Origin of the sequence: Streptomyces griseosporeus (assembly GCF_014656055.1) — a bacterium.
GTDB classification, from domain to species: domain Bacteria; phylum Actinomycetota; class Actinomycetes; order Streptomycetales; family Streptomycetaceae; genus Streptomyces; species Streptomyces griseosporeus.
Genome location: NZ_BNBR01000005.1, coordinates 244,336 through 269,604 on the forward strand (window position 1 = coordinate 244,336; position 25,269 = coordinate 269,604).

The 25,269-nt window shown below is 73.0% G+C and carries 28 protein-coding genes and 1 tRNA gene; 24 read left to right on the forward strand and 5 right to left on the reverse strand.

Going from position 1 to position 25,269, the window contains the following annotated elements:
* The first annotated feature begins 44 nt into the window (after nt 1-44).
* Nucleotides 45-1,439, forward strand: a complete 1,395-nt coding sequence (locus IE308_RS24130) for a hypothetical protein (protein WP_229909022.1) — start codon at nt 45-47, stop codon at nt 1,437-1,439.
* On the opposite strand, the gene IE308_RS24135 is transcribed toward IE308_RS24130, so the two are convergent.
* Together IE308_RS24135 and IE308_RS24140 are read right to left on the reverse strand one after the other, a co-directional pair.
* Complete coding sequence (locus IE308_RS24135) at nt 1,403-2,755, reverse strand: serine/threonine-protein kinase (protein ID WP_190219533.1); 1,353 nt, start codon at nt 2,753-2,755, stop codon at nt 1,403-1,405. The two genes, IE308_RS24130 and IE308_RS24135, sit on opposite strands and share 37 nt — an antisense overlap.
* Before the next feature lie 59 nt (nt 2,756-2,814).
* Nucleotides 2,815-3,363, reverse strand: coding sequence for a helix-turn-helix domain-containing protein (locus IE308_RS24140; RefSeq protein WP_110629215.1), 549 nt, complete (start codon nt 3,361-3,363; stop codon nt 2,815-2,817).
* A 183-nt stretch (nt 3,364-3,546) separates the two neighbouring features.
* Here IE308_RS24140 and IE308_RS24145 point away from each other — a divergent pair.
* Nucleotides 3,547-3,619, forward strand: a tRNA-Ala gene (locus IE308_RS24145).
* 135 nt (nt 3,620-3,754) lie between these two features.
* Here IE308_RS24145 and IE308_RS24150 read toward each other — a convergent pair.
* Entirely contained in the window at nt 3,755-4,492 is a 738-nt protein-coding gene (locus tag IE308_RS24150; protein WP_190219534.1) for a DUF4232 domain-containing protein, read from the reverse strand.
* Nucleotides 4,493-4,628: 136 nt separating this feature from the next.
* Between IE308_RS24150 and IE308_RS24155 the strand changes: the two genes are divergently transcribed.
* Both IE308_RS24155 and IE308_RS37035 read left to right on the forward strand, forming a co-directional pair.
* Entirely contained in the window at nt 4,629-6,008 is a 1,380-nt protein-coding gene (locus IE308_RS24155) for a helix-turn-helix domain-containing protein (RefSeq protein WP_444545359.1), read from the forward strand.
* 172 nt (nt 6,009-6,180) lie between these two features.
* Nucleotides 6,181-6,885 carry a helix-turn-helix transcriptional regulator gene (locus IE308_RS37035; protein WP_229909023.1) on the forward strand — a complete coding sequence of 235 codons (705 nt, stop codon included), beginning with the start codon at nt 6,181-6,183 and terminating at the stop codon, nt 6,883-6,885.
* A gap of 52 nt (nt 6,886-6,937) precedes the next feature.
* Here IE308_RS37035 and IE308_RS24165 read toward each other — a convergent pair whose 3' ends face one another.
* Complete coding sequence (locus IE308_RS24165) at nt 6,938-7,873, reverse strand: UbiA family prenyltransferase (protein ID WP_190219535.1); 936 nt, start codon at nt 7,871-7,873, stop codon at nt 6,938-6,940.
* Between the two features lie 191 nt (nt 7,874-8,064).
* Between IE308_RS24165 and IE308_RS24170 the strand changes: the two genes are divergently transcribed.
* Together IE308_RS24170 and IE308_RS24175 are read left to right on the forward strand one after the other, a co-directional pair.
* On the forward strand, nt 8,065-9,531 hold the full coding sequence (locus IE308_RS24170) for an FAD-dependent monooxygenase (protein ID WP_190219536.1): 1,467 nt from the start codon (nt 8,065-8,067) through the stop codon (nt 9,529-9,531).
* A gap of 52 nt (nt 9,532-9,583) precedes the next feature.
* Nucleotides 9,584-9,976, forward strand: a complete 393-nt coding sequence (locus IE308_RS24175; RefSeq protein ID WP_190219537.1) for a PPOX class F420-dependent oxidoreductase — start codon at nt 9,584-9,586, stop codon at nt 9,974-9,976.
* Here IE308_RS24175 and IE308_RS24180 read toward each other — a convergent pair.
* On the reverse strand, nt 9,963-10,502 hold the full coding sequence (locus IE308_RS24180) for a cysteine hydrolase family protein (protein WP_190219538.1): 540 nt from the start codon (nt 10,500-10,502) through the stop codon (nt 9,963-9,965). The genes IE308_RS24175 and IE308_RS24180 overlap by 14 nt on opposite strands.
* A gap of 144 nt (nt 10,503-10,646) precedes the next feature.
* Here IE308_RS24180 and IE308_RS24185 point away from each other — a divergent pair, with 144 nt between their 5' ends.
* The 18 genes from IE308_RS24185 to IE308_RS24270 all read left to right on the forward strand — a co-directional run bounded on the left by IE308_RS24185 (nt 10,647) and on the right by IE308_RS24270 (nt 25,264).
* A complete protein-coding gene (locus IE308_RS24185; protein ID WP_190219539.1) occupies nt 10,647-11,855 on the forward strand; it encodes a serine hydrolase domain-containing protein in 1,209 nt (402 codons plus the stop codon).
* A 14-nt stretch (nt 11,856-11,869) separates the two neighbouring features.
* The gene (locus tag IE308_RS24190) at nt 11,870-12,283 is read left to right on the forward strand and encodes an acyl-CoA thioesterase (protein ID WP_110629223.1); all 414 of its coding nucleotides are present in this window, start codon (nt 11,870-11,872) and stop codon (nt 12,281-12,283) included.
* Nucleotides 12,284-12,352: 69 nt separating this feature from the next.
* Nucleotides 12,353-13,780: an MFS transporter gene (locus IE308_RS24195; protein ID WP_190219540.1), complete on the forward strand. Its 1,428-nt coding sequence runs from the start codon at nt 12,353-12,355 to the stop codon at nt 13,778-13,780.
* A 54-nt stretch (nt 13,781-13,834) separates the two neighbouring features.
* Nucleotides 13,835-14,872: a beta-ketoacyl-[acyl-carrier-protein] synthase family protein gene (locus tag IE308_RS24200; RefSeq protein WP_190219541.1), complete on the forward strand. Its 1,038-nt coding sequence runs from the start codon at nt 13,835-13,837 to the stop codon at nt 14,870-14,872.
* 91 nt (nt 14,873-14,963) lie between these two features.
* A complete protein-coding gene (locus tag IE308_RS24205) occupies nt 14,964-15,245 on the forward strand; it encodes an acyl carrier protein (protein WP_110629226.1) in 282 nt (93 codons plus the stop codon).
* Nucleotides 15,242-16,495, forward strand: a complete 1,254-nt coding sequence (locus IE308_RS24210; protein WP_190219542.1) for a beta-ketoacyl-[acyl-carrier-protein] synthase family protein — start codon at nt 15,242-15,244, stop codon at nt 16,493-16,495. Before IE308_RS24205 ends, IE308_RS24210 begins: the two co-directional genes overlap by 4 nt.
* Nucleotides 16,492-17,622, forward strand: a complete 1,131-nt coding sequence (locus tag IE308_RS24215) for a beta-ketoacyl synthase N-terminal-like domain-containing protein (RefSeq protein ID WP_190219543.1) — start codon at nt 16,492-16,494, stop codon at nt 17,620-17,622. The genes IE308_RS24210 and IE308_RS24215 overlap by 4 nt, the downstream gene beginning before the upstream one ends.
* Nucleotides 17,619-18,590: an AfsA-related hotdog domain-containing protein gene (locus IE308_RS24220; RefSeq protein ID WP_190219544.1), complete on the forward strand. Its 972-nt coding sequence runs from the start codon at nt 17,619-17,621 to the stop codon at nt 18,588-18,590. Before IE308_RS24215 ends, IE308_RS24220 begins: the two co-directional genes overlap by 4 nt.
* On the forward strand, nt 18,590-19,288 hold the full coding sequence (locus IE308_RS24225; RefSeq protein WP_190219545.1) for an HAD family hydrolase: 699 nt from the start codon (nt 18,590-18,592) through the stop codon (nt 19,286-19,288). Before IE308_RS24220 ends, IE308_RS24225 begins: the two co-directional genes overlap by 1 nt.
* A complete protein-coding gene (locus tag IE308_RS24230; RefSeq protein WP_190219546.1) occupies nt 19,285-19,995 on the forward strand; it encodes an SDR family oxidoreductase in 711 nt (236 codons plus the stop codon). The genes IE308_RS24225 and IE308_RS24230 overlap by 4 nt, the downstream gene beginning before the upstream one ends.
* Nucleotides 19,995-20,399 carry a 3-hydroxyacyl-ACP dehydratase FabZ family protein gene (locus tag IE308_RS24235; protein ID WP_190219547.1) on the forward strand — a complete coding sequence of 135 codons (405 nt, stop codon included), beginning with the start codon at nt 19,995-19,997 and terminating at the stop codon, nt 20,397-20,399. Before IE308_RS24230 ends, IE308_RS24235 begins: the two co-directional genes overlap by 1 nt.
* Nucleotides 20,396-20,869: a 3-hydroxyacyl-ACP dehydratase FabZ family protein gene (locus IE308_RS24240; protein ID WP_190219548.1), complete on the forward strand. Its 474-nt coding sequence runs from the start codon at nt 20,396-20,398 to the stop codon at nt 20,867-20,869. Before IE308_RS24235 ends, IE308_RS24240 begins: the two co-directional genes overlap by 4 nt.
* 127 nt (nt 20,870-20,996) lie before the next feature.
* On the forward strand, nt 20,997-21,959 hold the full coding sequence (locus IE308_RS24245) for an ACP S-malonyltransferase (RefSeq protein ID WP_229909024.1): 963 nt from the start codon (nt 20,997-20,999) through the stop codon (nt 21,957-21,959).
* A gap of 49 nt (nt 21,960-22,008) precedes the next feature.
* Nucleotides 22,009-23,553 carry an acyl-CoA carboxylase subunit beta gene (locus IE308_RS24250; protein WP_110629234.1) on the forward strand — a complete coding sequence of 515 codons (1,545 nt, stop codon included), beginning with the start codon at nt 22,009-22,011 and terminating at the stop codon, nt 23,551-23,553.
* Nucleotides 23,554-23,584: 31 nt separating this feature from the next.
* Entirely contained in the window at nt 23,585-23,782 is a 198-nt protein-coding gene (locus tag IE308_RS24255) for an acyl-CoA carboxylase subunit epsilon (protein WP_229909025.1), read from the forward strand.
* A gap of 28 nt (nt 23,783-23,810) precedes the next feature.
* Nucleotides 23,811-23,951: a hypothetical protein gene (locus tag IE308_RS24260; RefSeq protein ID WP_190219549.1), complete on the forward strand. Its 141-nt coding sequence runs from the start codon at nt 23,811-23,813 to the stop codon at nt 23,949-23,951.
* Nucleotides 23,952-23,957: 6 nt separating this feature from the next.
* Nucleotides 23,958-24,701: a 4'-phosphopantetheinyl transferase family protein gene (locus IE308_RS24265; protein WP_229909026.1), complete on the forward strand. Its 744-nt coding sequence runs from the start codon at nt 23,958-23,960 to the stop codon at nt 24,699-24,701.
* Between the two features lie 41 nt (nt 24,702-24,742).
* A complete protein-coding gene (locus IE308_RS24270) occupies nt 24,743-25,264 on the forward strand; it encodes an SRPBCC family protein (RefSeq protein WP_110629235.1) in 522 nt (173 codons plus the stop codon).
* The last annotated feature ends 5 nt before the right edge of the window (nt 25,265-25,269 follow it).

Genomic DNA, 25,269 nt, shown 5'->3' on the forward strand with positions numbered 1-25,269 from the left:
TCGGGGTTTTGTGCAGCTTCGGCCGGGACGAGGGGGTGCGCGTCGTGGGGCGGTACAGGGCGAACGCGGTGGTGCGCGGGGGCGTGGCGGCCGCGGTGGCGGGAGCGCTGGTGGCCGGAGTCCCGGCGTCGGCGGGCGCGGCGGGTCCCGGCGGGTACGGCTTCGATCCGGCCGGCCGCCGGCTGAGCGCCGCGACGACCACCTCCGCCGCCGGGCTCCTCGAACCCGGCGGGACCTACCGCTCCTCACTGCCGACCGAGGGCAGGACGTACTACCGCCTCGCCCTGGACGCCACGTCCACCGCGTACGTCGCCGTCACCGCCGTCCCCCCGTCCGGCGCCGACGTCGCCGTCACCGACGGCATCCGGGTCGCCCTCCAGGACGCCGACGGGCACTACTGCTCGACCGACACCGCGAGCGTCGGCGCCGCGCGCAGCCCGCGGCCGGTCACGGCGTGGGGGACGCGTGAGGCGGGCAACGGCAGGCCTGCCTGTCAGGACGCGGGCACGTACTACGTCGTCGTCGAGCGTCTGCGCTCGTCTTCCTCCTCTTCCTCCTCATCTCCCTTTTCCTCTTCCGCCTGGGAGCTGGAGCTGACCGCCGCCGTCGAGGCGCCGCTGAAGGAGGCCGGTCCGACGACCGCGCCCGGGACGGAGGCCTCCGCCTCGACTCCGCCCCTGGCGGGGCCGGCCCGGAAACGGCCGGGCGGGAACGGCTTCGCCGGGGCGGCCGTCGTCGGCCAGGGCGTCTGGAGCGACACCCTCACCACCGGCCGGACCCTCTTCTACAAGGTGCCCGTCGACTGGGGACAGCGGCTCTCCGTCACCGCCGAGCTGGGCAGCGCGCCCGACGACGCGAGCGGGCTGGTCGCCGGAGCGCTGGGTCTCTCCCTCTACAACCCGGCGCGCGTCCCGGTCGACGACGCCACGGTCTCCTACGGCGGCAGCCAGAAGTCCGCCGCGCTGGACGACCTGCCGCCGGTGCGGTACCGCAACCGCTACGCCGTCCACGACGAGGTGAGCGGCATGCGCTTCGCCGGCACCTACTACCTCGCCGTCCATCTGTCCGAGCGGGTCGCCGAGCGGTTCGGCGCCGGCCCGTTCGACCTGACCCTGCGCGTGCGGGTCGCGGGCGCGGAGCGGCAGCCGGGGCCCGGGTACGCCGGGGAGTCCACCCCCGCCGACACCTTCCGGGTCACCGACGAGGAGCGCCGGGCCGCCGCGCTCGGGGGCGGCGGCTTCGCGGGCGGCGTGACGGGCGGGTCCTCGGGCGGGGCGGACGCGGGTGGGGGTACGGCGATGAAGGCGCTCGCCGCGGGCGGGATCGGCGCCGGGACCCTGCTGCTGGCGGTGCTCGGCGGGTGGACGCTCGTGGCCCGGCGCCGGGCCGGCTCCGCGGCGGCTCAGACCCGGGTCAGCGCCCAGAACCCGACGGCGTAGCAGGCCAGCGCGAGCAGCAGCAGCGGCACCGCGATACCGGCGGGCGGCCCCGGCCGGCGCCTGCGGGCGTGCGCGGCCCGGGGCGTCTGCGCGGGCGGATCCTGAGGTGTGCCGGGCGTGCCGACTGGGCCGGGCGTGGGGGGTGCCTGGAGCGGCGCGGGCGGCACGTACGGGTTCGGGGCCGTGTACGTCGCCGTGGAGGCGCCGTAGGTGGGGTGGCCGCCGTACGCGGGATGGGCGCCGTAAGGGGGTGCCGGTGGGGCGGACGGCGGCCGAGGGGTGGGGGTCGGCGTGGGCGGCGGGGTCGGGGCCGGCGGAGGCGCGGGCGCGGATGGGGACGGGGTCGGGGAGGCGGGGTCCGCGGCGGCCCCCTGGGGCGCGATGCGCTGCACGTCGGTCGGCCCTGTCCCGTCGCTCCGCGCGCCGCGGGCCGCATTCTCCGGTCCGTCCGGGCCGTAGCCCTGCGGTAACGGGCCGATCTGGTCGAAGATCTCGATCAGTTCGTCGTCGGGGCCCGGCTCCGGGAGGAGTTCGACGGCCGCGGCGAGGGCCTTGCGCGCGCCCGTCGCCGTACGGAAGCGGGCCGCCGGGTCGGGCTGGAGCAGGGTGGCCACGACCTGCCAGAGCGGCTCGGGTATGCCCTTGGGGGCGCCCGGGGTGCCGTGGTCGGCGAAGTACTGGATGAGGGCCTTGGCGTCCGGGCGGGCGCCCTCCAGCAGGTACAGGGCGACCAGGCCGACCGCGAACAGGTCGGCCGGGAAGTCCGGTTCGGCGCCCAGCAGCTGCTCGGGGGCGAGGTAACCCGGCGTCCCCACCACGAGGTTGGTCTCGGTCAGGCGCGGTTCGCCCAGCCGCATGGCGATGCCGAAGTCGGAGAGCCGCAGCCGGGGGCGGCGGGTTCCGGTGGCTTCCAGCAGCACGTTGGCGGGCTTGATGTCGCGGTGGACGACGCCCTCGGCGTGTACGGCGGCCAGGCCCGCCAGCAGCTGGTCGAGGAGCGTGCAGACGAAGAGCGGGGGCAACGGGCCGTAGTCGCCGACGAGATGGACCAGTGAGCCGCCGGTGACGAGGTCCATGGTGAACAGGACCTTGTCGTCGTCGGCGGCCCAGCTGGCGGGGGCGAGCACGTGCGGGTGGTCGATGCGCAGGGCCTGCTCGCGGACGAAGCGCAGCAAGGAGTGCGCGTCGCTCTGCTGGAGGACCTTGGCGGCCACGTACCGGCGGCGGCGGTGGTCCCAGGCGCGCCAGACGGCGCCGACGCCGCCGCGTCCGATCGGGTCGACCAGTTCGTACCGGCCGGCGAACACCTCACCCATCGCTGTGCGCTGCTCCTCCCCCTGCGACAGCCGCCGGCCCCCCGGCCGGCGGCCCCGGTTCAGCTCTGGTGGGACTGGTAGTGCGCCACCGCGTCGGAGGTGCGGCCGGCGCCGTACACCCGGAGGAACTCGGCGAGTTCGGGGTGGGTCGGGGCCAGGGTGTCCGCGGCCTGGAGGATGTCACCGGCGGCGGCCACCGACCGCAGCAGCGACTGGATCTCGCGGACCACCCGCTTGACCGTGGGCGCGCCCGAGCTGTTCGTCGTGTGGGTGGTGTTGCTGAGCACCGAGCCGCCCTGCGACCGCTTGATCTCGTCCATCCGCTCGGTGGCCTCGGCCGCGCTCACGCTGCCGTCCGCGACCTGTGCCGCCAGCTCCTGGAGCAGCTGCACCCGCTGCACCACCGCCGGATTGCCGATCTTGGCCCGCTGACCGCTCATCAGCTGGGACAGCATCGGTGCCGACAGTCCCAGTACCCCCGCCAGACGCGCCTGGTTGAGCCCCAGGTCGTCGATGAGCTTACGGAAGAGCGCCCCCAACGGCTCCCCGTACCAGTTCCGCTGCAGTTCCCGCGCTCTCGCGGTCGCTTCCTGCTGTGCGGCGTCCATTGCGTCTCCCCATCGCTTCCCCAAAAACCGTGGCTTCGCTGTAGCGAACCACGCCGTGCATCTTACGGAGCGTGGTCGTGTGCGGGGACCCCCAATCTTTTTGTGAGATACGGGGGGCGACCGGGTAGTCTGGTCCGAGGCAGCCGCCGGGACAGGGTTCTTCCCGGCGGACACTTGCCTTCCGGGGCCTTAGCTCAGTTGGTAGAGCGCCGTCTTTGCATGGCGGATGTCAGGGGTTCGACTCCCCTAGGCTCCACACCCCTTGAACGCCCTCTGACCTGTGGAAAACGGGTTCAGGGGGCGTTTTTGCTGCCTCCTGATACCTTCACCAAGGAAGAAACATCCTCAAAGAAGAGGCTTCGGGTGCCGGGTCGTCTGTGGCGGGCGGACGTCACCACGTGAGGGCGTCGTCCAGGTCCTGCTGCCAGTACGTGACGCGGAGCGAGTCGTCGACGAAGACGCCCTGCGCGGGCAGCGGCGGGGTCGCCGCCGCACCGACGCTGCCGGAGCCCGACGGTCCGTAGAAGTGGACGCTCAGGGACTTCTCCGTGTGCCCGTGGGCGCCGCTGCCGTCGGCGGCGGACAGCAGCACGGCCGCGTAACCGGACTCGCCCGGCGCGAGCGTGACGACGGCCTGCGGGTGGGACTCCTCGACGACCGGCGGTACGGCCTGCGCCTCGCCGAAGCGGACGGCCGGGTAGGCGTAGAGGTGGCAGGGGCTGGATCCCGTGTTGGTGACCGTGAGGAGCATGTGGTTCACGGGCCGGTTCAGCGGGGCGGCGACCGTCTTGAGGGTGGAGCCCTCGCACGTGACGGGCTTGCCCGCGGAGGCCGGGGGCTTGGCCGGGTTCTTGGCCGCGGGCTCGGACGGGTGCTGTGCCGTGGGCTTCGAGGCGGGCGCGGAGGCGGAGGAGCCGGTGCCCGTGCCGGTGCCGGTGCCGGACGACGAGGGCGCGGTCGGGGCCGACGTGGTCGGGGCGGTCGGCGTCGGCCTGGAGGCGCTCGGGGCGGCGCCCTCGTCGGTGACGCCCGTGCCGTCGCCGTTGCACGCGGTCAGGGTCAGCGCGGCGAGGGCGACGCTCGCGGCGGCGGTGAGAAGTCGGGTGCGGGAGTTCCGGATCGTGGACATGAAGTCGAGCCCTTTCGGTGTTCCGTTGCTGGGAATGCTTGGATGACCGGAGCTTGTGACGTGATCCGTCCCAGCCGCCACAGCCGGCCGGCAATCAGGGATGCTGGAACGCTGAAACAGGCTCTGACCAGGGGAAATGACCGTCCCCTGGAACGCCGGACTGGGACGCGGGGGGATGGAGGACATGGTGTCCGGGGGCTTGGAGGACGGGTTCGCCGCGCTGCTGCGGGAGTTGAAGGACCGTTCGGGACTCAGCTACGGGGCGCTCGCCAAGCGGCTGCACATGAGCACGTCGACGCTGCACCGGTACTGCAACGGCGCCGCCGTACCGAACGAGTACGCACCGGTCGAACGCCTCGCCCGGGTGTGCCGGGCGACGCCCGAGGAGCTGGTGGAACTGCACCGCCGCTGGGTGCTCGCGGACGCGGCACGGGGGCGGGGCGCGGAACGGACCGAGCCGAGCCGGCCGCCGGCGCCGACCGGGACTCCGGTCCCGCCCCAGCCCCCGGCCACTCCAGAGCCAGTGGCCCCGGCCTCGGACCCTGCCCCGGACACCCCCGTTGTCGAGACGACCCCGTCTCCCGCGTCCCCGCCCCGGCGTCGTCGTCCCGTCTGGCTCGCCGCCGCCTCCGCGGTCGTCGTGCTGGGTGCCGTAGGACTGGCCCTGCACCCGTTCGCCGGACCGGGCCGGGGCGATGACGGTGACCGGCAGGCGGCCGGCGCCACAGCCGGTGCCGCCCCCGGTTCCCCCGCCGGTGGCGCCGGTACGGCCGGATCCCGGACGCCGTCGCCGTCCGCCACCCCCTCGCCGTCCCCGTCGGCCGGCGGCACGAGCCGCGGGCCGTCCGCCCGGCCCTCCGCCTCCGCCGCCGCCTCGGCCCCCGCCTCCCCCTCCGCCGGAAGCGCGGGGGACACCACCGCCGTACCGCTCGCCGTCGGCGTGCGCCCCTACGTCTACGTCAGCCCCTGCAGCCAGCACTTCCTCGTCGACAGCGAGCCCCAGCAGGTCGGTCCGCCCGCCGGCGAGCAGGACGCCAGGCGCTTTGCCGACGCGTACGGCGCGGTCTCCTCCGATGAGCAGCGGATCGCCGTGACCGTGCAGGGCACCGGGAAGGACACCGTCGTGCTGCAGGCCCTCCATGTGCGGGTCGTCGCCAAGGGCGCGCCGCTCGCCTGGAACGACTACTCGATGGGCGTCGGCTGCGGCGGCGACGTCCAGACCGAGTCCTTCGACATCGACCTCGACAGCGGCAGCCCCACGGTCGCCGTCGGGAGCGCCCGCCGGGACTTCCCCTACAAGGTCAGCGAATCCGACCCCGAGGTCTTCTACATCACCGCCCGCACCAGGGCGCACGACGTGCGCTGGGAACTCGCTCTCGACTGGTCCAGCGGCCCCCGCCACGGCACGATCCGCATCGACAACCGGGGTGTCCCGTTCCGTACGAGCGCCGGTGCCGGCAGGCCGGGTTACGACTATCCGCTGGGCGGCGGCGAATGGATCCCCCGCGTGCAGTGACACCGCTCACAGCCAGCGTCAAGATCACTTAATGTCCTTGGTACTCGCTGGGCTGGAACGGTTCCCCCCGCTACTTTTGAGGCTGCCGCTTCTGGCCCGGCGGTGCGCCGGAATGCGGTGTCTTCGGTGTAACTGCCCCGTTCGTTGCGGGGGGCACGTAGGAGGGGGACCAGTGCCTTATCCGGCTGCAGCGCAGTTTCTGCGAACAGCGATTCCCGACATCATCCGCGCCTATCAGAGCGCACTCAGGGCCGTCCGCAGTCCGCTGGCCACACGCAAGGAAGCGTGGCCGAAGTGCCGGGACCAGGCGCAGGCGATCGTCGAGGACTGTGTGATCGCCCTGACCGGCAAGCAACCGCCGGCGCCCGCCGAGGCCCGGCGCTATTCGCATCTCGTCGGCGTCGACCGGGCCACGCAAGGGATCGCCGTGGCGGAATCCGTCCGCGCGGTCGACATCCTGTGGAGCGCGATGCAACCCGCCGTCCGCAGCGCGGTGCAATGCGAAGCGGCGGCCCGGCGGACTGCCGCGCTCCTGCTGATCAGCACGGTATTCCGGGCGAGTTCGGGAAGCCGGCTCTACGCCGGTGCCGTCGGCTACGGCGACGCCGTGCCCCGGCTGTCCGAGGACGTTGCGGACGAGAACGCCGGTGCCGAGGCCACGGGCGAGACGCCGGTGGAGTCGCCGGCCTGCGCGGGGCTGTCGCAGCGCGAGAAGCAGGTGCTGGAGCGGGTCGCGCGGGCGATGACCAACAGTCAGATAGCGCGGGACCTCGGCATCGAGACGGCGACCGTGAAGCGGCACCTGAACAACATCTACGCCAAGCTCCAGGCGGACTCCCGGATCGACGCCATCAACAAGGCCTACGGCCGGCGCTGAGTCACCGGCCGGGGGCGCCGTCGTGCACCGCGCGGCGCCCCCTCGGCCCGGCTCAGGCCGGCCAGCGGTCCAGCAGCAGCACGGCCACCATCACCAGGTTCGCCGTGTACTGGGTGCGCATGAAGGCGCGGTAGGCGCTGCGCCGGGTGCGCTTGTCGGCGTTGTCGACGCGGGCCGTGCGGACGATCTGCGTCACCACGCACACCGCGCCCACCGCCACCGGGACCATCGCGACGAGGATCGACTGCGCCCACAGCAGCGCCGCCAGGACCGCGGCCGTACCGACGCTGAGTGCCCCCGCCGCACCCAGCGCCCGTGCCGGCCGTGCCCCGTACCGCACCGCGACGGTACGGCGGCCGCCGGTGGCGTCCCCGTCCACATCGCTCAGGTCCTTGACCACCGAGCCCACCATCGCCATCCACGCGCTCATCACGGTGGCGAACACCAGCCCCGCCGTGTCCAGTTCACCTCCGGCGGTCGCGGCGCCGCCCGCGAACGACGTCCAGCCGAGGCCGAACACCACCAGCGCGCACGCGGTGCTCCAGCGCTTCGCCGGGAAAGGCGGCGCGGAATAGATCCAGCCGAGCAGCAGGAAAGCGGCGATCCAGAGGGTGAGGCCGGGGACGAATTGTGCCAGCGCGAGAGCGCCCAGTGCCGTGCCCGCCGTGATGAATGCCGCGGGTCTTTCCGGCAGATCTCCCCGCGCGATCGGACGGACGGAACCGTTCGCGCGGTCCTCCTTGACGTCCATCACGCCATTGATGAGATAGGCGGCGATCACGGCGAGCCACCAGGCGAGGGTTCCGGCGGCCAACTGGGCCGGGCTCGCGCCGTGCTGGCGGGTGGAGAATGCGGCGCCCAGTGCGTACCGCAGAAGAAAGACGATCTGAACAGTAGGTCGCGCCTCGATCAGGGAAAGACGTGCATAACGAAAGATGAAGTGAGGCTGCGCCTTGGGAATGCGTATTCCGTTCGTTATCTCGGCCACGGCCGTCACATTACGAGGCCGCCCGGCGCCCGGCGGGGCCTCTGCACCCTAGGGTGCATCCCCCGCAATACCTCCCCCGGTCCTCCTGTGGTCCTTTGGGTGCAGTGGGGCCGCCACAGCCCCGGTCCCGCCCCTCGCGGCCGTAACCATGACGGCATGGCAACCGGCGAAGACCCAAGGGGAGGTGGGCCATGGTGGACGTGATCGTCGCGGGCGGCGGCCCGGTCGGACTGATGCTGGCGTGCGAGCTGCGGCTGGCCGGAGTGGACGTGCTGGTGCTGGACCGGCTCGCCGAGCGCGTACCGCACTCCAAGGCGCTCGGCATGCACGCGCGGACCCTGGAGGTGCTGGACCAGCGGGGCCTCGTGGACCGCTTCCTGGAGGGCCACAAGCGGGCGCCGGCCACGCACTTCGCCGGGCTGCGGCCGCTGGAGTTCGACGCGTCCGACACCCGGCACCCGTACATGCTGCTCATCCCGCAGGCGCACACCGAGCGGCTGCTCGCCGAGCGGGCCGCCGAGCTGGGCGTGCGGATCCGGTACGGCACCGAGGTCACCGGCCTCGCCCAGGACGCCGACGGCGTCGACGTCGAGGTCGCGGGAGGTGAGCGGCTGCGGGCGCGGTTCCTGGCCGGCTGCGACGGCAGCCGCAGCACCGTGCGCCGGGTGCTCGGCGTGGGCTTCCCCGGCACGCCGGCCACGGTCACGGCGATGATCGCCGACGTGTCCCTGGACGAGCCCCCGGCCCAGCCGAGGCTGCTGGCCCGCTTCCCGGGCGGGCAGGCCGGGGTGCTGGAGTACGCGCCGGGCCGGTACCGGGCGATGACCATCCAGTACGACACCCCGTACGACCCGGTGGCCGACGGGGACAACCCGGTGACCTTCGAGGAGTTCCGGGAGGTCTTCCGGGCCATCGCCGGCACCGACCACGGCATGCGGGACCCGCTGTGGGTCTCCCGGTTCGGCGACGCGGCCCGGCAGGCCGACCGCTACCGGGTCGGCCGGGTCTTCCTGGCGGGCGACGCCGCGCACATCCACAACCCGTCCGGCGGGCAGGGCCTGAACCTCGGCATGCAGGACGCGGTCAACCTCGGCTGGAAGCTGGCCGCGGTGGTGCGCGGGCAGGCCCCGCAGGAGCTGCTGGACACGTACCACGACGAGCGGCACCCGATCGGTGCGCGCGTCCTGCAGAACACGCACGCGCAGGTCGCGCTGAGCCGGCCCGGGCACGCGGTGGACGCGCTGCGCGAGCTGTTCGCCGAGCTGATCCGCATCGACGAGGTGAACGACCGGCTCACCCGCATGATCAGCGCCCTCGACGTGCGCTACCCGGTCGCCGGCGCCCACCCGCTGACCGGGGCGCGCATGCCGGACGTGGACCTCAAGACGGCCGACGGTGACACGCGCCTGTACCCCCTGCTGCACTCCGGCCGGGGCGTGCTGCTCGACCTCGCCGACGACGCGGCGCTGCGTACGACCGCCCGCGGCTGGGCCGACCGCGTCGACCTGGTGCCGGCGCACGGCGCGGACCCGCGGCTGGACGGGGTGGCGGCGGTGCTGGTGCGGCCCGACGGCCATGTGGCCTGGGCGGCCCCGACCGACGTGACCTTGCCGGACGCGCTGACGACCTGGTTCGGCCCGGCGCGCGGGGCGCGGTGATGGCTCCGGTCCCCGAAGGCTGCCTCATGGACCCGTCCCCGGAGGCCACCTCATGAGCCTCATCCCCGAGAGCCACCTGGACCTGCTCCGGCGGCCCCTGTTCGTCCACCTGGCGACGGTCCGTCCCGACGGCGGTCCGCAGGTGAACCCGATGTGGTGCTCCTGGGACGGCACGCACCTGCGCTTCACCAGCACCAGGACCCGCTTCAAGTTCCGCAACGTGACGGCCGATCCGCGGGTCGCGGTGTCCGTGCACGACCCCGACGAGCCGTACCGCTATCTGGAGATCCGCGGGGTCGTCGAGCGGATCGACGACGACTCCTCCGGCGCGTTCTTCTTCCGACTGGCCGAGCGGTACGGCCGGGAGCTGGGCGGGCGGCTGCCGCCGGACGTGCGGGAGCGGGTGGTGTACGTGGTCCGGCCGACGGCCGTCAGCCACCAGTGACGAGCCCGGCCAGCACCTCGTCCACCGTCCGTACGGCGGCCCCGGCTCCCGCCAACTCGCCGAGGACCGCGTCCTGTTCCGCGGCCGTGACCGTGGCCGTGGCGTCGGAGACGACGGTGACCGCGAGGCCCGAGGCGAGCGCCGTCCGGGCGGTGGCGGCGACGCCGTGGGCCGTGGACAGGCCGGCGAGCACCACCCCGGTGACGCCGCTCGCGGCGAGATGCGCGGCGAGGCCGGTGCCCTCGAAGGCGTCGAGGCCGTGTTTGGTGACCAGCAGGTCGTCCGGGCCGGGCGCGCACCGCTCGTGCAGCTGGTTGGCCGGCGCGTCCGGTCCGCCGTCGGCGCCGTCGGCCCGCAGATAGCGCACGTGGATCACAGGGGCGAAAGCCGCGCGGAGCCGGGCGCAGGCGTCGACGACGTCGGACGCCGGCCGGGGCTGCCAGGCGTGCATTTCCAGAATCCAGTGCTGCAGGTCGATGAGTATCAGCGCGGTGCGTGAGTCCGCAGTGAACTGTGCGTCCGTCATGGGCCCGGACGGTAGCAGAAACACGTCCGGAATCGGCCACTGCACCCTTGGGTGCAGTTCCGTTCCGGGCCCCCGGAAGTCCCCCTACGGTAGTTCTCGCGGTCGACGAAAACGCGTACCGAACCCGGAAGGAAAAGAACACGTATGAAGCTCAGGGCGGATCGTCTGGAACGGCTCGGGAATTACTTTTCCCGGCTGACGGACGAGGGAAAGATTCCCGGCTGGTCGGCCATGGTCTCGCAGCACGGAGAGACGGTCCACGAATCGTCGGGCGGAATGGCGAACATCGCCGCCGGAATACCGATGACGGCGGACAGCATTTTCCGCACCTGGTCGCTGAGCAAGCCGATGACCTCGGTGGCGTTCATGCGGCTCGTCGAGGAGGGCCTCGTCGGCCTGAACGACCCGGTGGCGGACTACCTGCCGGCCTTCCGCGACCAGCGGGTCTACCGTGCCGGACTGCCGGCGGCCCCGATCACCGAGGGCCTGGTCGAGCCGATGCGGATGTGGCACCTGCTGACCCACACCGCGGGCCTCGGCTACGGCGCCCACCAGTCGCACGCCGTGGACACGCTGTACGTCAACGACGGCTACACGGTGGAGCCCCCGGCCGGCACCGGCCTGGCCGAGGCCGTCGAGAAGTGGGCGGCCTTCCCGCTGCGCTTCCAGCCCGGCACCGCCTGGAACTACGGCGTGAGCACGGACGTCCTCGGCCGGGTCATCGAGGTGGTGTCCGGCAAGCGCCTCGACGAGTACATGCGGGAGTCGTTCTTCGAGCCGCTCGGCCTGAAGGACTCCGGCTTTTGGGTGGAGGCGCGCAACAAGGACCGGTACGCCGAGATCTACACCCCCACCGCCGACGGCGGCATCGAGCACAACCCGGCCGCCAGCGCGTACCCGACCGAGGCGCCGCTGTTCCTGTCGGGCGGCGGCGGCATCTACACCACGGTCGCCGACTACATGAAGTTCCTGAACATGCTGGCGAACGGCGGCCGCGTCGGGCACGGCTCCGACCACTACCTGTCCCCGCTGACGGTGGAGTCGATCCGCAGCAACCACCTGCCGCGGAACGTCACCCTCGGCTCCGGCTTCGGCAGCTGGGGGGTGCCCGCGGTCAACGAGCTGATGCCGGCGGCCGGGTTCGGACTGGGCTTCATGACCGTCCAGCAGCCGCAGGAGGCGCATCTGCTGACGCGGGAGGGCGAGTTCTTCTGGCTCTCCATGAGCAGCGCCAACTTCTTCGTCGACCCCGCGTCCGGCGTCTGCGCCCTGGTCTCGCCCCAGCTGTACCCCTCCCGCACCCTCCCGATCACCAACCGCCTGCGGCAGTTCGTCTACCAGGCCTATTGCTGACCCGAGGTGAGCCGATGACTACGAGCACCATGCCGATGCCGGTCGAGGTCTCGCTCAGATGGGGCGACGTGGACTCCTACGGCCACGTCAACAACTGCGAGATCGTACGGATTATCGAGGAAGCCCGGATGCGGTGGCTCATGTCGAGCGGCGTGTTCGACGGGGAGACCGCGGTGGTCGCGGCCCATGAGATCGGATATCTGCGACCGCTCCGGTACTCGCTCGACCCGGTCGATGTCGAGGTGTGGACATCGAATGTCCGGCGGTCCAGCTTCGAGTTCAACTTCAGGATCCTGAACAGCGACCGGCAGGTGAGCGTCAAGGCCGTCAGCCGGATGGTGATGTTCGACCTGGAAAAGCAGGAGAGCTACGCCATCGGCCCGCGCCTGCGCGGATTTCTGACCGCGGCCTGCGGCGAACGCCTCTGATGCCTGCCGGTGAATTCCCCGGCCCTTCCCTTCCCCCCCTTCCGAGCGAGAAAGTCGAAGGAATCCTCCATGTCGACCGTGGTTTCGAAAGCACCCCCACGCGAAGCGCAATCGACCATGGGCACGCTGGGGCTGACCATCGTCCTGGTCACCGCGGCGCTGACGATGATCGACGCGGCCATCGTCAACGTGGCCCTGCCGTCGATCCAGGCCACCCTGCACACCGACGCCTCGGTGTCGCAGTTCGTGGTCAGCGGCTATGTCATCGCCTACGCCATCCTGCTGGTCCTGGGCGGCAAGCTCGGTGACCGCCACGGCCGCCGGCGCCTGCTCCAGATCGGCGTCCTGGCCTTCACGCTGACCTCGCTGGCCTGCGGGCTCGCCCCCAGCATCGAGTTCCTGATCGTCGCCCGGGCCCTGCAGGGCGCCTCGGCCGCGTTCCTGCTGCCGCAGGCGCTGTCGACGATCCAGACGTCCCTGGCGGAGTCGGCCAAGACCCGGGCCATCGGCCTGTACGGCGCGATCGGCGGCCTGTCGGCCGCGGCCGGGCAGCTGCTCGGCGGCGTCCTGGTCTGGGCGGACATCGCGGGCCTGGACTGGCGGCCCATCTTCCTGGTGAACGTGCCGCTGGGCATCCTGGCGCTGATCGGCGCGCAGACCCACGTCCCCGACACCAAGGCGGCCGGCGGGCAGTCCATGGACGTCGGCGGCACGGTGCTGCTGGGCGTTGCGGTGCTCGCGCTGCTCATCCCGCTCAGCGTCGGGCGGCAGGCCCACTGGGCGCTGTGGTGCTGGCTGCTGATCGCGGTCGCGGTGGTCGCCGGGGTGGCGCTGTGGCGCTACGAGCGCCGGCTGGAGCAGCAGGGCCGCACCCCGCTGATCCCGCCCTCGCTGGTGCGGATGCGTCCGGTCAACCGCGGTCTGCTCATCCTCGGTGGCGGGTTCCTGGTCTTCAGCGGCTTCTCCTTCGCGGTGCCGCTGGCGCTGCAGGACGGCAACGGCATGAGCGCGGTGGAGTCGGGTCTGTCGGTGGCCCCGCTGGCGGTGGGCGCCTTCCTCGGTTCGCTGCGCGCCCCGAAGCTCATGGCGAAGGTCGGCATGCGCACCGTGCAGGTCGGCGCGGTCGTCCAGATCGCCGGTCTGGCGCTGCTGATCGCGGCGGCCCGGCTGTGGTGGCCGCACATCCGCTTCTACGAGCTGGTCGTCGCGATGTTCCTGGTCGGCGTCGGCAACGGGCTGTTCATCCCGCCGGTGTTCCGCACGATCCTGTCCTCCCTGCCGCCGGACCAGGCAGGCGCCGGCAGCGGCATCATGTCGACCACCCAGCAGACCTCGGTCGCCGTCGGTACGGCGGTGCTCGGCCAGGTGTTCATCACCTTCGCCTCGGGCGGCGACATGAACCTGGGCTTCGTCGCGGTGACCGCGACCTACCTCGTGGTCGGCGTGCTGATCTGCCTCTTCGGCGGCGCGGCCCTCACCCAGAAGACCGGCGACTGACCGGTCCCTCCTTCACCCCCTAGGCCCCACGGCCAACGGCAGGAAGAGACAGCCATGTTGATAGGCGACCTGTATCTCAACGGGTGCGCGGTGTCCTACCCGACGACGCGCGTCCCCGTGAGCGAGGCCCTGGCGCGGGGCCTGATCCGCGACGCCGACGAGACCCTCGGCGACCCGGCGGTGCCCGTCTTCGAGGAGAGCGCCCCGGCCGCCGACCTCGCCGTCGACGCCCTGCGCCGGTCGCTGAAGTCGACCGGCACGGACGCGGCCGACGTGGACGTGCTGATCCAGTGCGGGTGGTGGCACCAGGGCTACGACATCTGGAGCGCGGCGCACTACGTCGCGCACCAGGTCGGGGCGCTGGGCGCCGTACCGATGAACCTCTCGCAGGGCTGCAACGCCCCCATGGCGGCGCTCGAACTGACCGTGCGGGCGATGCGGGCCGACTCCGCGATCCGGGTCGGTGCCGTCACGACGGCCGACGCCATGCGGTTCCCGCAGGTGGACCGCTGGAACCTCAACTACGGCTGTGTGCACGGCGACGCGGGCACCGCGTGGCTGGTGGCGCGCGAGCCGGCCGGACCGCACGCCTTCCGCGTCCTGTCGGTCGCCAGCAAGGCGGCGCCCGAGCTGGAGATGATGAACCGCGCCGGGCTCGCCCCGACCCCCGGCCCCGCGCTGCGCGAGGGCGGCACGGTCGACCTGAAGGCGGCCAAGAAGGCGTACCTCACCGAGTTCGGCATGGACGGCTTCATCGGCCGCTCCCGCGACTGCCTGACCGGCAGCGTGCGCCAGGCGCTGGACGAGGCCGGGCTGGACGGCAGCGAGCGCCGTATCCGGGCGGTGTCGGTGCCCCGGCTCAGCGGCAAGATCTTCGAGACCGTCTACCGGGCGCAGCTCGCCCCCTTCTTCGGCGAGGACAAGCTGCGCTGGTGGGGCGACCGCACGGCACACCTCGGGGTCGCCGACGTCGGCGCCAACATCGAGGACACCGCCGCCGAACTGCCCCTGGAGCCCGGCGACATCACCGTCGTGGTGAACGCGGGCGGCGGCTACACGTGGTCCTGCCTGGTCCTGGAGCACGCCGCCTGAGCCGGCCCGCACAGGGCCCCACGTACCACCCCTCCCTCCCCATCACCGTAATCACTCGGAATCACTCGAAACAACCCAAGGAGACAGCATCATGACGATCACCCAGGTGTCTGACGAGACCGTCCGTACCACCACCCTCGACATCATCGTCGACGAGCTGGAGCTGGACGTCGAACCGGAGGAGGTCGACCTCAAGGCCGACCTGATCGAGGTGTACGGCGCCGACTCGCTCGGCCTGATACAGGTCCTCGCCCGCGTCAACAAGCAGCTCGGCATCCGCGTGCCCCGCGAGAAGGCCGTCGACCTGCGCACGGTCGAGCTGCTGATCCAGCAGATCCTCGACATCCGCGACGGCAAGGACGGCGACCAGTGACGCGCGCACGCCGGGTCGTGGTGACCGGCCTCGGCTGCGTGAGCAGCATCGGCACCGGGGTCCAGGAGTTCACCGAGGGCATCAAGGCCGGTCTGAGCGGCATCTCCGAGATCACGTCCTTCGACAGCGGCGACTTCCCGGCCCGGCTGGCCGGTGAGGTGCAGGGGTTCGACCCCGCCGGGATCGTCCGGAACATCGACGTCGAGCAGTGGGGCCGTACCGCGCACTTCGCGGCCGCGGCCGCCCGGCTGGCGCTGGACGACTCCGGTCTCGAACTGGACGAGGAGAGCCGGGCGACGGCGGGCGCGATCATCGGCACCACCAACGGGGAGGCGCCCTCCGTCGACACCCTGACCCAGCAGTGGCTGGACGGCGGCCCGAGCACGCTCTCCGCCGACCTGGTCCGCAAGGTCCCGGCCGGCAACATCGCCGCCGCGGCCGCCGAGGAACTGGGCCTGTACGGCGAGACCGTCGTCATCCCGACGGCGTGCTCGGCCGCCAACTACGCCATCGGCAGCGCCGCCGACAAGATCATCGCCGGTGAGGCGGACGTGATGGTGGCCGGCGGCGCGGACAGCGTGAACCGGTTCACGCACGCCGGGTTCCTCAGCCTCGGCGCGGTGGCCGACGGGGTGCCCCGGCCGTTCGACCAGGACCGTTCGGGCATCGTCACCGCCGAGGGCGGCGCGGTGCTGGTCCTGGAGGAGCTGGAGCACGCCCGGGCGCGCGGCGCGCACATCTACGCCGAGCTGCTCGGCTACGGGCTCAGCTGCGACGCCCACCACATCGTGCACCCGGACGCCGAGTCCATCGCGACCTGCATCCGCCGGGCGCACACCAACTCGGGCATCGTCGCCGAGGACGTGGACTACATCTGCGCCCACGGCACCGGCACGCCGACCAACGACATCACCGAGGTCACCGCGACCCGGCTGGTGTTCGGCGACGAGCACCCGCCGATGAGCTCCATCAAGTCGATGCTCGGGCACACCATGGGCGCGGCCAGCGGCTTCGGCGCGATCGCCTGCTGCAAGGCGATCGAGGACGCCTTCCTGCCGCCCACCATCAACCTGCGCACCGTCGACCCGGCCTTCGGCGAGGGCATCGACTTCGTCGGCGGCGGGGCGAAGGCGGCCGCGGTGCGGGTGGCGCAGAACCACGGCTTCGCGTTCGGCGGCAACAACGCCATCACCATTTTCGGCGCCTATGCCGACCGCGAGCCGGTCGGCGCGGGGGAGGGACCGCGATGACCGTCACGCAGCAGCCGTACGACACCGGGCAGCCGGCCGGCACCGGGGAACTGCGGATCTCCGGGGTGTCCGTGCTGTCCGCGGCCGGCGTCGGCCTGGACGCCCTGCGCGACCGGCTGCGCGGCCCGGAGCCGGTCCTGGGCGGCGACGAGCCGTGCGCCTCGGACGCCGCCGACTACGCGGGCCTGCCCGGCCGGGTCGCGGCGGTGCCCGACTTCAAGATCACCGACTATGTGCCGCGCAAGGGCACGAAGAACCTGGACCGCACCACCCGTCTCGGCCTCGCCGCCAGCACCCTGCTCAAGCGGGAACTGAGCGAGCGGACCGAGATCCCCGAGGCGTCCTGGGAGGCCACCGGGATCGCCATGGGCACGGTCGTGGGCAGCCTGCGCAGCAGCGTCGAACTGGACGTCGACATCCTCCAGGGCCAGGGCACCGACCTGGTCAACCCGGCGGTCTTCCCCAACACCACGATGAACTGCTGCGCCAGCCAGATCGCCATCTGGCACACCTTCCGCGGCCCCAACTCCACCCTGGCCAACGGCACCGTCAGCGCGCTGTCCGCGCTGCGGTACGCGGCCCGGCTGATCCGCTGCGGGCACGCCGGGCGGATGCTGGTCGGCGGCGTGGAGGAGCTGTCGCCGCACACCGCGTGGGGCACCCGGCTGAAGAAGGAGGTGCAGGAGTCGGTCCCGGTCGGCGAGGGCGCGGCGCTGGTCGCGCTGGAGCCCGCGGGACCGGACGCGCCGCCCGCGCTGGCCACGGTGACGGCGTGCGAGGTGCTGTTCGCCCGGGAGCGCACGCAGGCCGGGTACGCCGAGGCGCTGGGCCGTGCCGTCGACCGGGCGCGGCAGGCCGCCGAGGCCGCCGGGACCGGCGTCGAGCTGGTCCTGCCCGGCACTGTCGGAACGTTCCTGCAGGGTGCGGAGGAGTCGGTCCTGGACCGGTTCGACGCCGAGCGCGTGGACGTGCGGGCCGCGGTCGGCGAGTGCGGCGGCGCCCTGGGCGCCATGCAGCTCGCCGCCGCGGTGGCCCTCGGCCGGCCCGGCACGGGCGTGCTGATCACCGGCATCGACGAGTCCGGGGCGGTGGCCGCTGCCGTGCTCACCATCGGGGAGCGCGCATGACCACCGCGACCACGGCCACCGCGGCCGACGTGACCGCGACCGCGGGGACCCGGGTGCGCCGGGACCTCGTCCACCGTGCCCACGAGCAGGAGGTCCTGGTCTCCCCGCCCTGGCGGGAGCCGGACGGCGGCTACGGCAGCAGGACCGTCACCGCCGGCATCAGCGACTACTACCGCGACCACCCCGTCCCGCACCGGCTGGACGCCCTGCTGCTGATCGAGGCCTGCCGCCAGGCGGCGCTCAGCGCGGCGCACGCGTTCGAGGGCCTGTCGGAGAACATCGCGTTCTTCTTCAACTCGATCGACATGGAGATCACCGATCCCGGGCAATTGGCGGCGGCCGACGAGGAGCTGACGATCCGTTCGGAGTTCGAGCGGCTCCGGCTGCGCGGCGACGGCTCGCCGAAGCAGATCACGTACACCCAGTACGGCACCGACACCTCGGGCCGGAAACTGGTGCGGACGTCGATGGCGGTGCAGGGCCTGCCCAAGGACCGCTACCCGGAGCTGCGGGCCTATCAGCGCGGCGGCTCCCCCGCGCCGACGACCGCGGCGCTGCGCTCCGGCCAGGTGCGGCGCGCCGACCTCGGCGCTCCGGCCAGTGTGGCCCGTACCCGCGTCGAGAACGTGGCGATCGCCGGGGTGCGGGCCGAGGCCGGGGTCCGCGTCGCGGACCTCGCACCGGACCTGGCCAACGCCGCCCTCTTCGACCACGACTACGACCACTTCCCGGCGATGGTCCTCATCGAGGCGGGCCGCCAGCTGGCGCTGTCCGGCACGGACCGGCCGGCCGGGCACGTGGTGACCGCGGTGCGCGCCGCCTTCGAGCACTTCGCGGAGCTGGACGCGCCGATCCGGCTGGAGGCCCGGCAGGGCGAGCGATGGGTGGACGTGGACTGCGTCCAGGACGGCCTGGTCGTCACCCGCATGGCGTTCGCTCTCTCGCCGGCCCCCGCGGGGGAGGCGTGATGCGGCCCGCGATCTGGACCGACTTCCGCGGGGTGCTCACCCCGCCCCTGCGGGAGGGGCTGCGCGCCTACTGCGTGGGCAAGGAGTTCACGCCCGCCCAGCTCGGGCAGTGCCTGCGCGCGATCGCCGACCGGTACGGCTGTCCCGACGGGATGGCCGTGCTGGACTCCGGGATCCTCTCGGAGCGGCAGTGGGCGGCGGAGATCGAGCGGGAGCTGGCCGGCCGGTTCGGCCTCACCGCCGACCTCTCCCGCCTCGGCTCCGAGTGGTGGAGCGACCGCCGGGTCGACAGCGTGTGGCTGGCCGCGCTGCGCCGGTGGCGGCAGGCGGGCGCGTTCGTCGGGCTGGTCTCCAACCTGCCCGTCGACTGGAAGCCGTACTTCACCGCCTTCCTGGACTGGGACGGGCTGTTCGACGACGTCCTGCTGTCCTGCGACACCGGGGCCCGCAAACCCGACGCGGCCCTGTTCCGCCTCGCCGAGTCCCGCACCGGCCTGCCGCCCGAGGCCCACGTCCTCGTCGACGACCTCGACGCCAACGTGACCGGCGCGCGGCGGGCCGGCTGGACCGGTGTGACCGGCGGCGGTGAGCACACGCCGGCCGCCGTCGAGCGGATCGACGCCCTGGTGGGCGCCGCCGCACCCCGAAACCACCCCCCGGTGCGCATCGGCGCACCCCACCAAGGAGCAGGACGATGACGAGTCGATCGGTGTTCGTGACGGGAGCCAGCCGGGGCATCGGCGAGGCCATCGCGAAGGAACTGAACAAGCAGGGATACCGCGTGGTGGGCACCGCCCGCACCACCCGCCCGGAGCTGGAGGGCGTCGAGTTCGTCGCGTGCGACGTGCGCGACCCGGAGTCCGTGCGCACGGCGGTCGAGCAGGCCCGGGAGATCCTCGGCGAGATCGACATCGTCGTGAACTGCGCCGGCATCATGAACGACGGCCCGCTGCTCACCCAGACCCAGGAGGGCGTGCAGAGCGTCCTCGACACCAACCTCAACGGCTCCATCAACGTGGTCCGCGAGACCGTGCCGGACATGATGGCCAACAAGTGGGGACGCCTGGTGTTCGTCTCCTCGATCGTGGCGCTGTGGGGCTCGCCGGGCCAGACCAACTACTCGGCGTCCAAGAGCGGCCTGATCGGCCTTGCCCGCTCGCTGGCCTGGGAACTCGGCCGCGCCGGGATCACCTCTAACGTGGTGCTGCCCGGCCTGATCGAGACCGACATGATCTCCGGTCTGACCGAGCGGCGCCGCAAGGAGATCATCTCCCAGACGGCCCTGCGCCGCACCGGCACCCCCGAGGAGGTGGCCGCCCTGGTCGCCTTCCTCGTCTCGGAGGAGGCCGGGTTCATCACGGGCGCGTCGATCCCGATCGGCGGCGGCGTCGGCATGGGACTGTGATGAGTACGACGACCTATCCCGTACGGCCCGGCGCGCGCCGTATGCCCCTGGTGGCCGTGGACGACGTCCGGGCGGCCGGCAAGGGCTTCGTCGGCCGCAAGACGATCGACCCCGGTGACCCCTATCTGCGCGGTCACTTCCCGTCCCTGACGGTGTATCCGGGGGTGTTCCTGGTCGAGAGCCTCCAGCAGATGCTGGAGGTGCACCTGGACGGGGCGCTCGGCGGCGTCGAGCTGGTGGAGCTGGGCTCGGTCCGGTTCAGCCGGCCGGCGCTGGCCGGGGACGAGGTGGTCATCGAGGCCGAGGTCGACGGCGACCGCGACCGGCTGGTCACCAAGGCCACGTGCAGCAGCGGCGGGCAGCGCCTCGCCCGCATCACGGCGACCTGGCGGTGCCGGCCATGACGACCACGACGTATCCCGACCCCGCCGACCTGCTGCCCTACGGCCACCCCGCGCTCCAGGTCGACCGGATCGTGCGGCACGAGCCGGGCGCGCTGGAGGCCGTGAAGGCCGTGACCTACCACGAGCTGGACGCCCACGTCGGCGACTCCCGGCCGGGCCGGTTCCCCGCCAGCCTCACCCTGGAGTCGTTCCTCCAGGCCTGCGGGCTGCTGCTGATGCGGGAGACGGCCGACGCCGGCCCGGACGCCCGCCCGCTGCTGATCTTCGGCTCGGCGCGCGGGGTCCGGGTCACCGGCGCCGCCCGAGCCGGTGAACTGCTCGTCCACTCGGTGGAGTTGGTCGACCGCGACGAGGAGACGGCCACCTTCACGGGCGTCTCCCGGGCCGGGGACGGCCGCACGGTCGTGGAGGTCGACCGTGCCATCACCCTGCTGCGCCCGGCCGGCTCGCTCGACGGCACCGGCCGCTGAGCGCCCCCTTCTTCCGCGTGCCCCCTCGCGCACGCCCCCAGGCGCGCTCCTCTTACGCGCGCGCCCCAACGTGCGCCCCTCTTACACGCGCGCCCCCCACACGTGACGGAACGAAACGGAGGATTCCGTGGTGCACCACTTTGTCGTGACCGCCCCCGGCCAGGGCGTCCAGCGGCCGGGGATGCTCGACCCCTGGCTGGACGCCGTCCCCGGGGCCCGGGCCCTCGTCGACGACTGGTCGCGGGCCGCCGGCCTGGACCTGGTCGAGGCCGGCCGGGATGCCGCGCTGCTCGCGGACACGGCCGTCGCCCAGCCGCTGATCGTCGCCGCCTCGCTGCTCGCGCACCGGCTGCTGCGCGAGCGGCTGCCGCTCGCCGCCGACGAGGTGCTGTTCGCGGGCCACTCGGTCGGTGAGCTGGCCGCGGCGGCCGGTGCCGGCTACCTCAGCCCGCGGGACGCGGTGGCCCTCGCCCGGGTGCGCGGCGCGGCGATGTCCGCGGCGTGCGCGCTCGCCCCGACCGGCATGGCCGCGGTGATGCCGGGCCGGCGGGCGGGCGCCTCCGACGAGGAGATCGTCGCCGCGGTCGCCGCGGCCGGGCTGACGGTGGCCAACTTCAACGGCAGCCACCAGTTCGTCGCGGCCGGCCCGGCGGACCGCGTCGAGGCGCTCGCCGAGGAGCCGCCGCCCGGCACCCGGGTCGCGCCGCTCAACGTCGCGGGCGCCTTCCACACCGAGGCGATGGCGCCCGCGGTGGAGACGTTCGCCCGCGCCATCGCCGGGGTGCGGATCGCGCGGTCCGCCTCCGCGATGGTCGCCAACGGCGACGGCGCCCTGCTGACCGGCCCGGAGGACCTGCGGCGCCGGCTGATCACGCAGATCACCTCGCCGGTCCGCTGGGACCTGTGTACGGAGACGATCGCCCGCCTGGCGCCGGACGCCCTGCACCTCGAACTGGCCCCGGCCGGACCGCTCACCCGGCTGCTGGGCCGGGCCCGGCCCGAGGCGCGGGCCGTGGCGCTGGGGCTGCCGGAGGACATCGACCGGGCGGTGGCCGAGGCCGCCGAGCGTCCCCTGGCGGGCGCGCGATGAACACGCCGGACGGGAACGGGCAGGGACGGACAGGAACGGGGAGCACCGCATGCGCAGCGCCGTCGAGGAGCTGACCAGCCTCAAACGCGAGATCACCGAGGGCCCGGACGCCGCCGCCACCCGGCGGCAGCGCGACAAGGGCAAGCTGACCGTGCGGGAGCGCATCGCACTGCTCCTGGACGAGGGGTCGTTCCACGAGGTTGAGCCGCTGCGCCGGCACCGCGCGCAGGGCTTCGGCCTGGAGCGCCGGCGCCCCCACACCGACGGTGTGGTCACCGGCTGGGGCACGGTCGAGGGCCGTACGGTCTTCGTCTACGCGCACGACTTCCGCATCTTCGGCGGCGCCCTCGGCGAGGCGCACGCCGAGAAGATCCACAAGATCATGGACATGGCCATCGCGGCCGGGGCGCCGCTGGTGTCGCTGAACGACGGCGCGGGCGCCCGCATCCAGGAGGGCGTCACCGCCCTCGCCGGCTACGGCGGCATCTTCACCCGCAACACCCGGGCGTCCGGAGTGATCCCGCAGATCAGCGTGATGCTCGGCCCGTGCGCGGGCGGCGCCGCCTACAGCCCGGCGCTGACCGACTTCGTGTTCATGGTCCGGGACACCTCGCAGATGTTCATCACCGGCCCCGACGTGGTGAAGGCGGTGACCGGCGAGGAGATCAGCCAGAACGGCCTCGGCGGCGCCGACGTCCACGCGGAGACCTCCGGCGTGTGCCACTTCGCGTACGACGACGAGGAGACCTGCCTCGCCGAGGTGCGCTACCTGCTCTCCCTCCTCCCGCAGAACAACCGCGAGCGTCCCCCGGCCGCACCATCCGGCGACCCGGCCGACCGCCGCTGCGAGGAACTGCTCGACCTGGTCCCGGCCGACGGCAACCGGCCGTACGACATGCGCCGGGTGATCGAGTCGCTCGTCGACGACGGGGACTACCTGGAGGTGCACGAGCGCTGGGCCACCAACGTCCTCGTCGCCCTGGCCCGGCTCGACGGGCAGGTCGTCGGCATCGTCGCCAACCAGCCGCAGTCGCTGGCCGGCGTGCTGGACATCAACGCGTCGGAGAAGGCCGCGCGTTTCGTGCAGATGTGCGATGCCTTCAACATCCCGATCGTGACGCTCCTCGACGTCCCCGGCTTCCTGCCGGGCGTCGACCAGGAGCACGGCGGCATCATCCGGCACGGCGCGAAGCTGCTCTACGCCTACTGCAACGCCACGGTCCCGCGCATCCAGCTGATCCTGCGCAAGGCGTACGGCGGTGCCTACATCGTCATGGACTCCCGCTCGGTCGGCGCCGACCTGTCGTACGCCTGGCCGACGAACGAGATCGCCGTCATGGGCGCGGAGGGCGCCGCGAACGTCATCTTCCGCCGCCAGATCGCCGGCGCCGACGACCCGGAGGCGATGCGGGCACGGATGGTCAAGGAGTACAAGGCCGAGCTGATGCACCCCTATTACGCCGCCGAGCGGGGCCTGGTCGACGACGTGATCGACCCCGCCGAGACCCGGCAGGTGCTGATCCGCTCCCTGCACATGCTGCGGACCAAGCACGCCGACCTGCCCTCCCGCAAGCACGGCAACCCGCCCCAGTGAACCTGCCTCCCCCTGAACGGAGTTGATCCCGGTGACTTCCGCGACCCCTCTGGTCCGCGTGGAACGCGGCCATGCCTCCGACGACGAACTCGCCGCCCTCACCGTCGTCCTGCTCTCCCGTACGACCGCCCCCGCCCCCGCCGCCGGGCCGACCGCCCCGGCCGTCCCCCTGTGGGACCGCCCGGAGCGCAACGCTCCCTACCGCCCGCCGGTCAGCTGGCGCCGCTAGCCGCGCGGGGAGAGGGAGGGAGACGGACATGGACGGTACGCACCACGGGCGCCCGGCACCGGCCGGCCCGCACCGCACACCCCCCGAGCAGCCGGGACCCCCGCGCGCGCTGCTCGCCGGGGAGGAGGAACGCGGCGACGAGCCGCACATCGAGCGCGGAATCGACTGACCGGCGATGACGGCCCGACAGCACACCGACGTCCTGCCCCGCCCGTCCCCCGCCACCGCGCTGATGGCCTCCCTGCTGCCCGCGCGGGCGGTGGCCGCGGAGGCCTTCGGGGACGGGCACGACGAGGACTGGTTCGGGCAGCTCCTCCCGGCCGAGGCGCGGCTGATGGCGGGTGCGGGGGAGAAACGGCGACGGGACTTCGCGGGGGTACGGGTGTGCGCCCAGCGCGCGCTGCGCACCCTCGGGCACGCACCGGTGCCCCTGCTGCCCGGACCGCGCGGCGAGCCCCGCTGGCCGGACGGGGTCGTCGGCTCCCTGACGCACTGCGCCGGCTACCGGGCGGCGGTGGTCGCCCGCCCCGGACCCGGCCTGGCCGGGGTGGGCATCGACGCCGAGCCGCACGCCCCGCTGGACGCCGACGTCCTGGAGATGGTCGCGAGCCCCGCCGAGCGGGCCCACCTGGCGCTGCTCGCGCGCACCCGGCCGGGGGTGCACTGGGGCCGCCTGCTGTTCTGCGTGAAGGAGGCCGTCTTCAAGGCGTGGTACCCGGCGGCCCGCTGCGAGCTGGGCTTCCTGGAAGCGGACGTGAGATTCACGGCGGACGGCCCGCACAGCGCGGACGGCAGGTACGGCACCGACGGCATGCACGGCATCGTCACGGCCACGCTGACCCGGGCGGGCCCGTTCGCCACGGTCTCCGGCCGCTGGCGGGTCGCCGGGGGAGTGATCGCGACGGCGGTCGTGATCTGACCCGGCACGAGAGCAACACCGACGATGGAGGAAGAAAAGAAATGCGTCTTGCCGACAGCCCCGGCGTGGAGTGCGCGGCGGAGATCGCCGCCGACCCGCAGCGCGTGTGGGAGCTGGTCTCGGACATCGCCACCTCGGCCCGGCACAGCCCCGAACTGCAGGAGGTGGAGTGGCTGGACGGGGCCGACGGGCCGGCGGTCGGCGCGTGCTTCGCCGGCCGCAACCGCAACAGCGGACTGGGCGAGTGGCGCACGGTCAGCCGGATCACCCGGATGTCACGGCCGCACGTCTTTGAGTGGGAGGTCGTCCACTACAACGACCGCCGGCACGGCGAGCCGCTCGCGGTGTGGACGTACACCCTGGAACCCCTCGCGGACGGCTCCGGCACGCTCGTGCGGCACGGGATGCGCATCGGCTCCGCCCGCGGACCGCTGCACGACGTGGTCGAGCTGCACCCGGAGCGGGAGGAGCAGATCGTCACCGGCCGGCTGGCCCTGCTGCGCGCCGGCATCCAGACGACGCTGGCAGGCCTCAGGGCCGAGGCGGAGGGACGGCTGGTGTGAACCCC

Coding starts and splice junctions, on each gene's coding strand:
- IE308_RS24135 (WP_190219533.1), bottom strand. CDS start 2,755: ATGGGTGAGGTGTTCGCCGGCCGGTACGAACTGGTCGACCCGATCGGA.
- IE308_RS24140 (WP_110629215.1), bottom strand. CDS start 3,363: ATGGACGCCGCACAGCAGGAAGCGACCGCGAGAGCGCGGGAACTGCAG.
- IE308_RS24150 (WP_190219534.1), bottom strand. CDS start 4,492: ATGTCCACGATCCGGAACTCCCGCACCCGACTTCTCACCGCCGCCGCG.
- IE308_RS24155 (WP_444545359.1), top strand. CDS start 4,629: ATGACCGTCCCCTGGAACGCCGGACTGGGACGCGGGGGGATGGAGGAC.
- IE308_RS24170 (WP_190219536.1), top strand. CDS start 8,065: ATGGTGGACGTGATCGTCGCGGGCGGCGGCCCGGTCGGACTGATGCTG.
- IE308_RS24175 (WP_190219537.1), top strand. CDS start 9,584: ATGAGCCTCATCCCCGAGAGCCACCTGGACCTGCTCCGGCGGCCCCTG.
- IE308_RS24180 (WP_190219538.1), bottom strand. CDS start 10,502: ATGACGGACGCACAGTTCACTGCGGACTCACGCACCGCGCTGATACTC.
- IE308_RS24185 (WP_190219539.1), top strand. CDS start 10,647: ATGAAGCTCAGGGCGGATCGTCTGGAACGGCTCGGGAATTACTTTTCC.
- IE308_RS24190 (WP_110629223.1), top strand. CDS start 11,870: ATGACTACGAGCACCATGCCGATGCCGGTCGAGGTCTCGCTCAGATGG.
- IE308_RS24195 (WP_190219540.1), top strand. CDS start 12,353: ATGTCGACCGTGGTTTCGAAAGCACCCCCACGCGAAGCGCAATCGACC.
- IE308_RS24200 (WP_190219541.1), top strand. CDS start 13,835: ATGTTGATAGGCGACCTGTATCTCAACGGGTGCGCGGTGTCCTACCCG.
- IE308_RS24205 (WP_110629226.1), top strand. CDS start 14,964: ATGACGATCACCCAGGTGTCTGACGAGACCGTCCGTACCACCACCCTC.
- IE308_RS24215 (WP_190219543.1), top strand. CDS start 16,492: ATGACCGTCACGCAGCAGCCGTACGACACCGGGCAGCCGGCCGGCACC.
- IE308_RS24220 (WP_190219544.1), top strand. CDS start 17,619: ATGACCACCGCGACCACGGCCACCGCGGCCGACGTGACCGCGACCGCG.
- IE308_RS24225 (WP_190219545.1), top strand. CDS start 18,590: ATGCGGCCCGCGATCTGGACCGACTTCCGCGGGGTGCTCACCCCGCCC.
- IE308_RS24230 (WP_190219546.1), top strand. CDS start 19,285: ATGACGAGTCGATCGGTGTTCGTGACGGGAGCCAGCCGGGGCATCGGC.
- IE308_RS24235 (WP_190219547.1), top strand. CDS start 19,995: ATGAGTACGACGACCTATCCCGTACGGCCCGGCGCGCGCCGTATGCCC.
- IE308_RS24240 (WP_190219548.1), top strand. CDS start 20,396: ATGACGACCACGACGTATCCCGACCCCGCCGACCTGCTGCCCTACGGC.
- IE308_RS24250 (WP_110629234.1), top strand. CDS start 22,009: ATGCGCAGCGCCGTCGAGGAGCTGACCAGCCTCAAACGCGAGATCACC.
- IE308_RS24260 (WP_190219549.1), top strand. CDS start 23,811: ATGGACGGTACGCACCACGGGCGCCCGGCACCGGCCGGCCCGCACCGC.
- IE308_RS24265 (WP_229909026.1), top strand. CDS start 23,958: ATGACGGCCCGACAGCACACCGACGTCCTGCCCCGCCCGTCCCCCGCC.
- IE308_RS24270 (WP_110629235.1), top strand. CDS start 24,743: ATGCGTCTTGCCGACAGCCCCGGCGTGGAGTGCGCGGCGGAGATCGCC.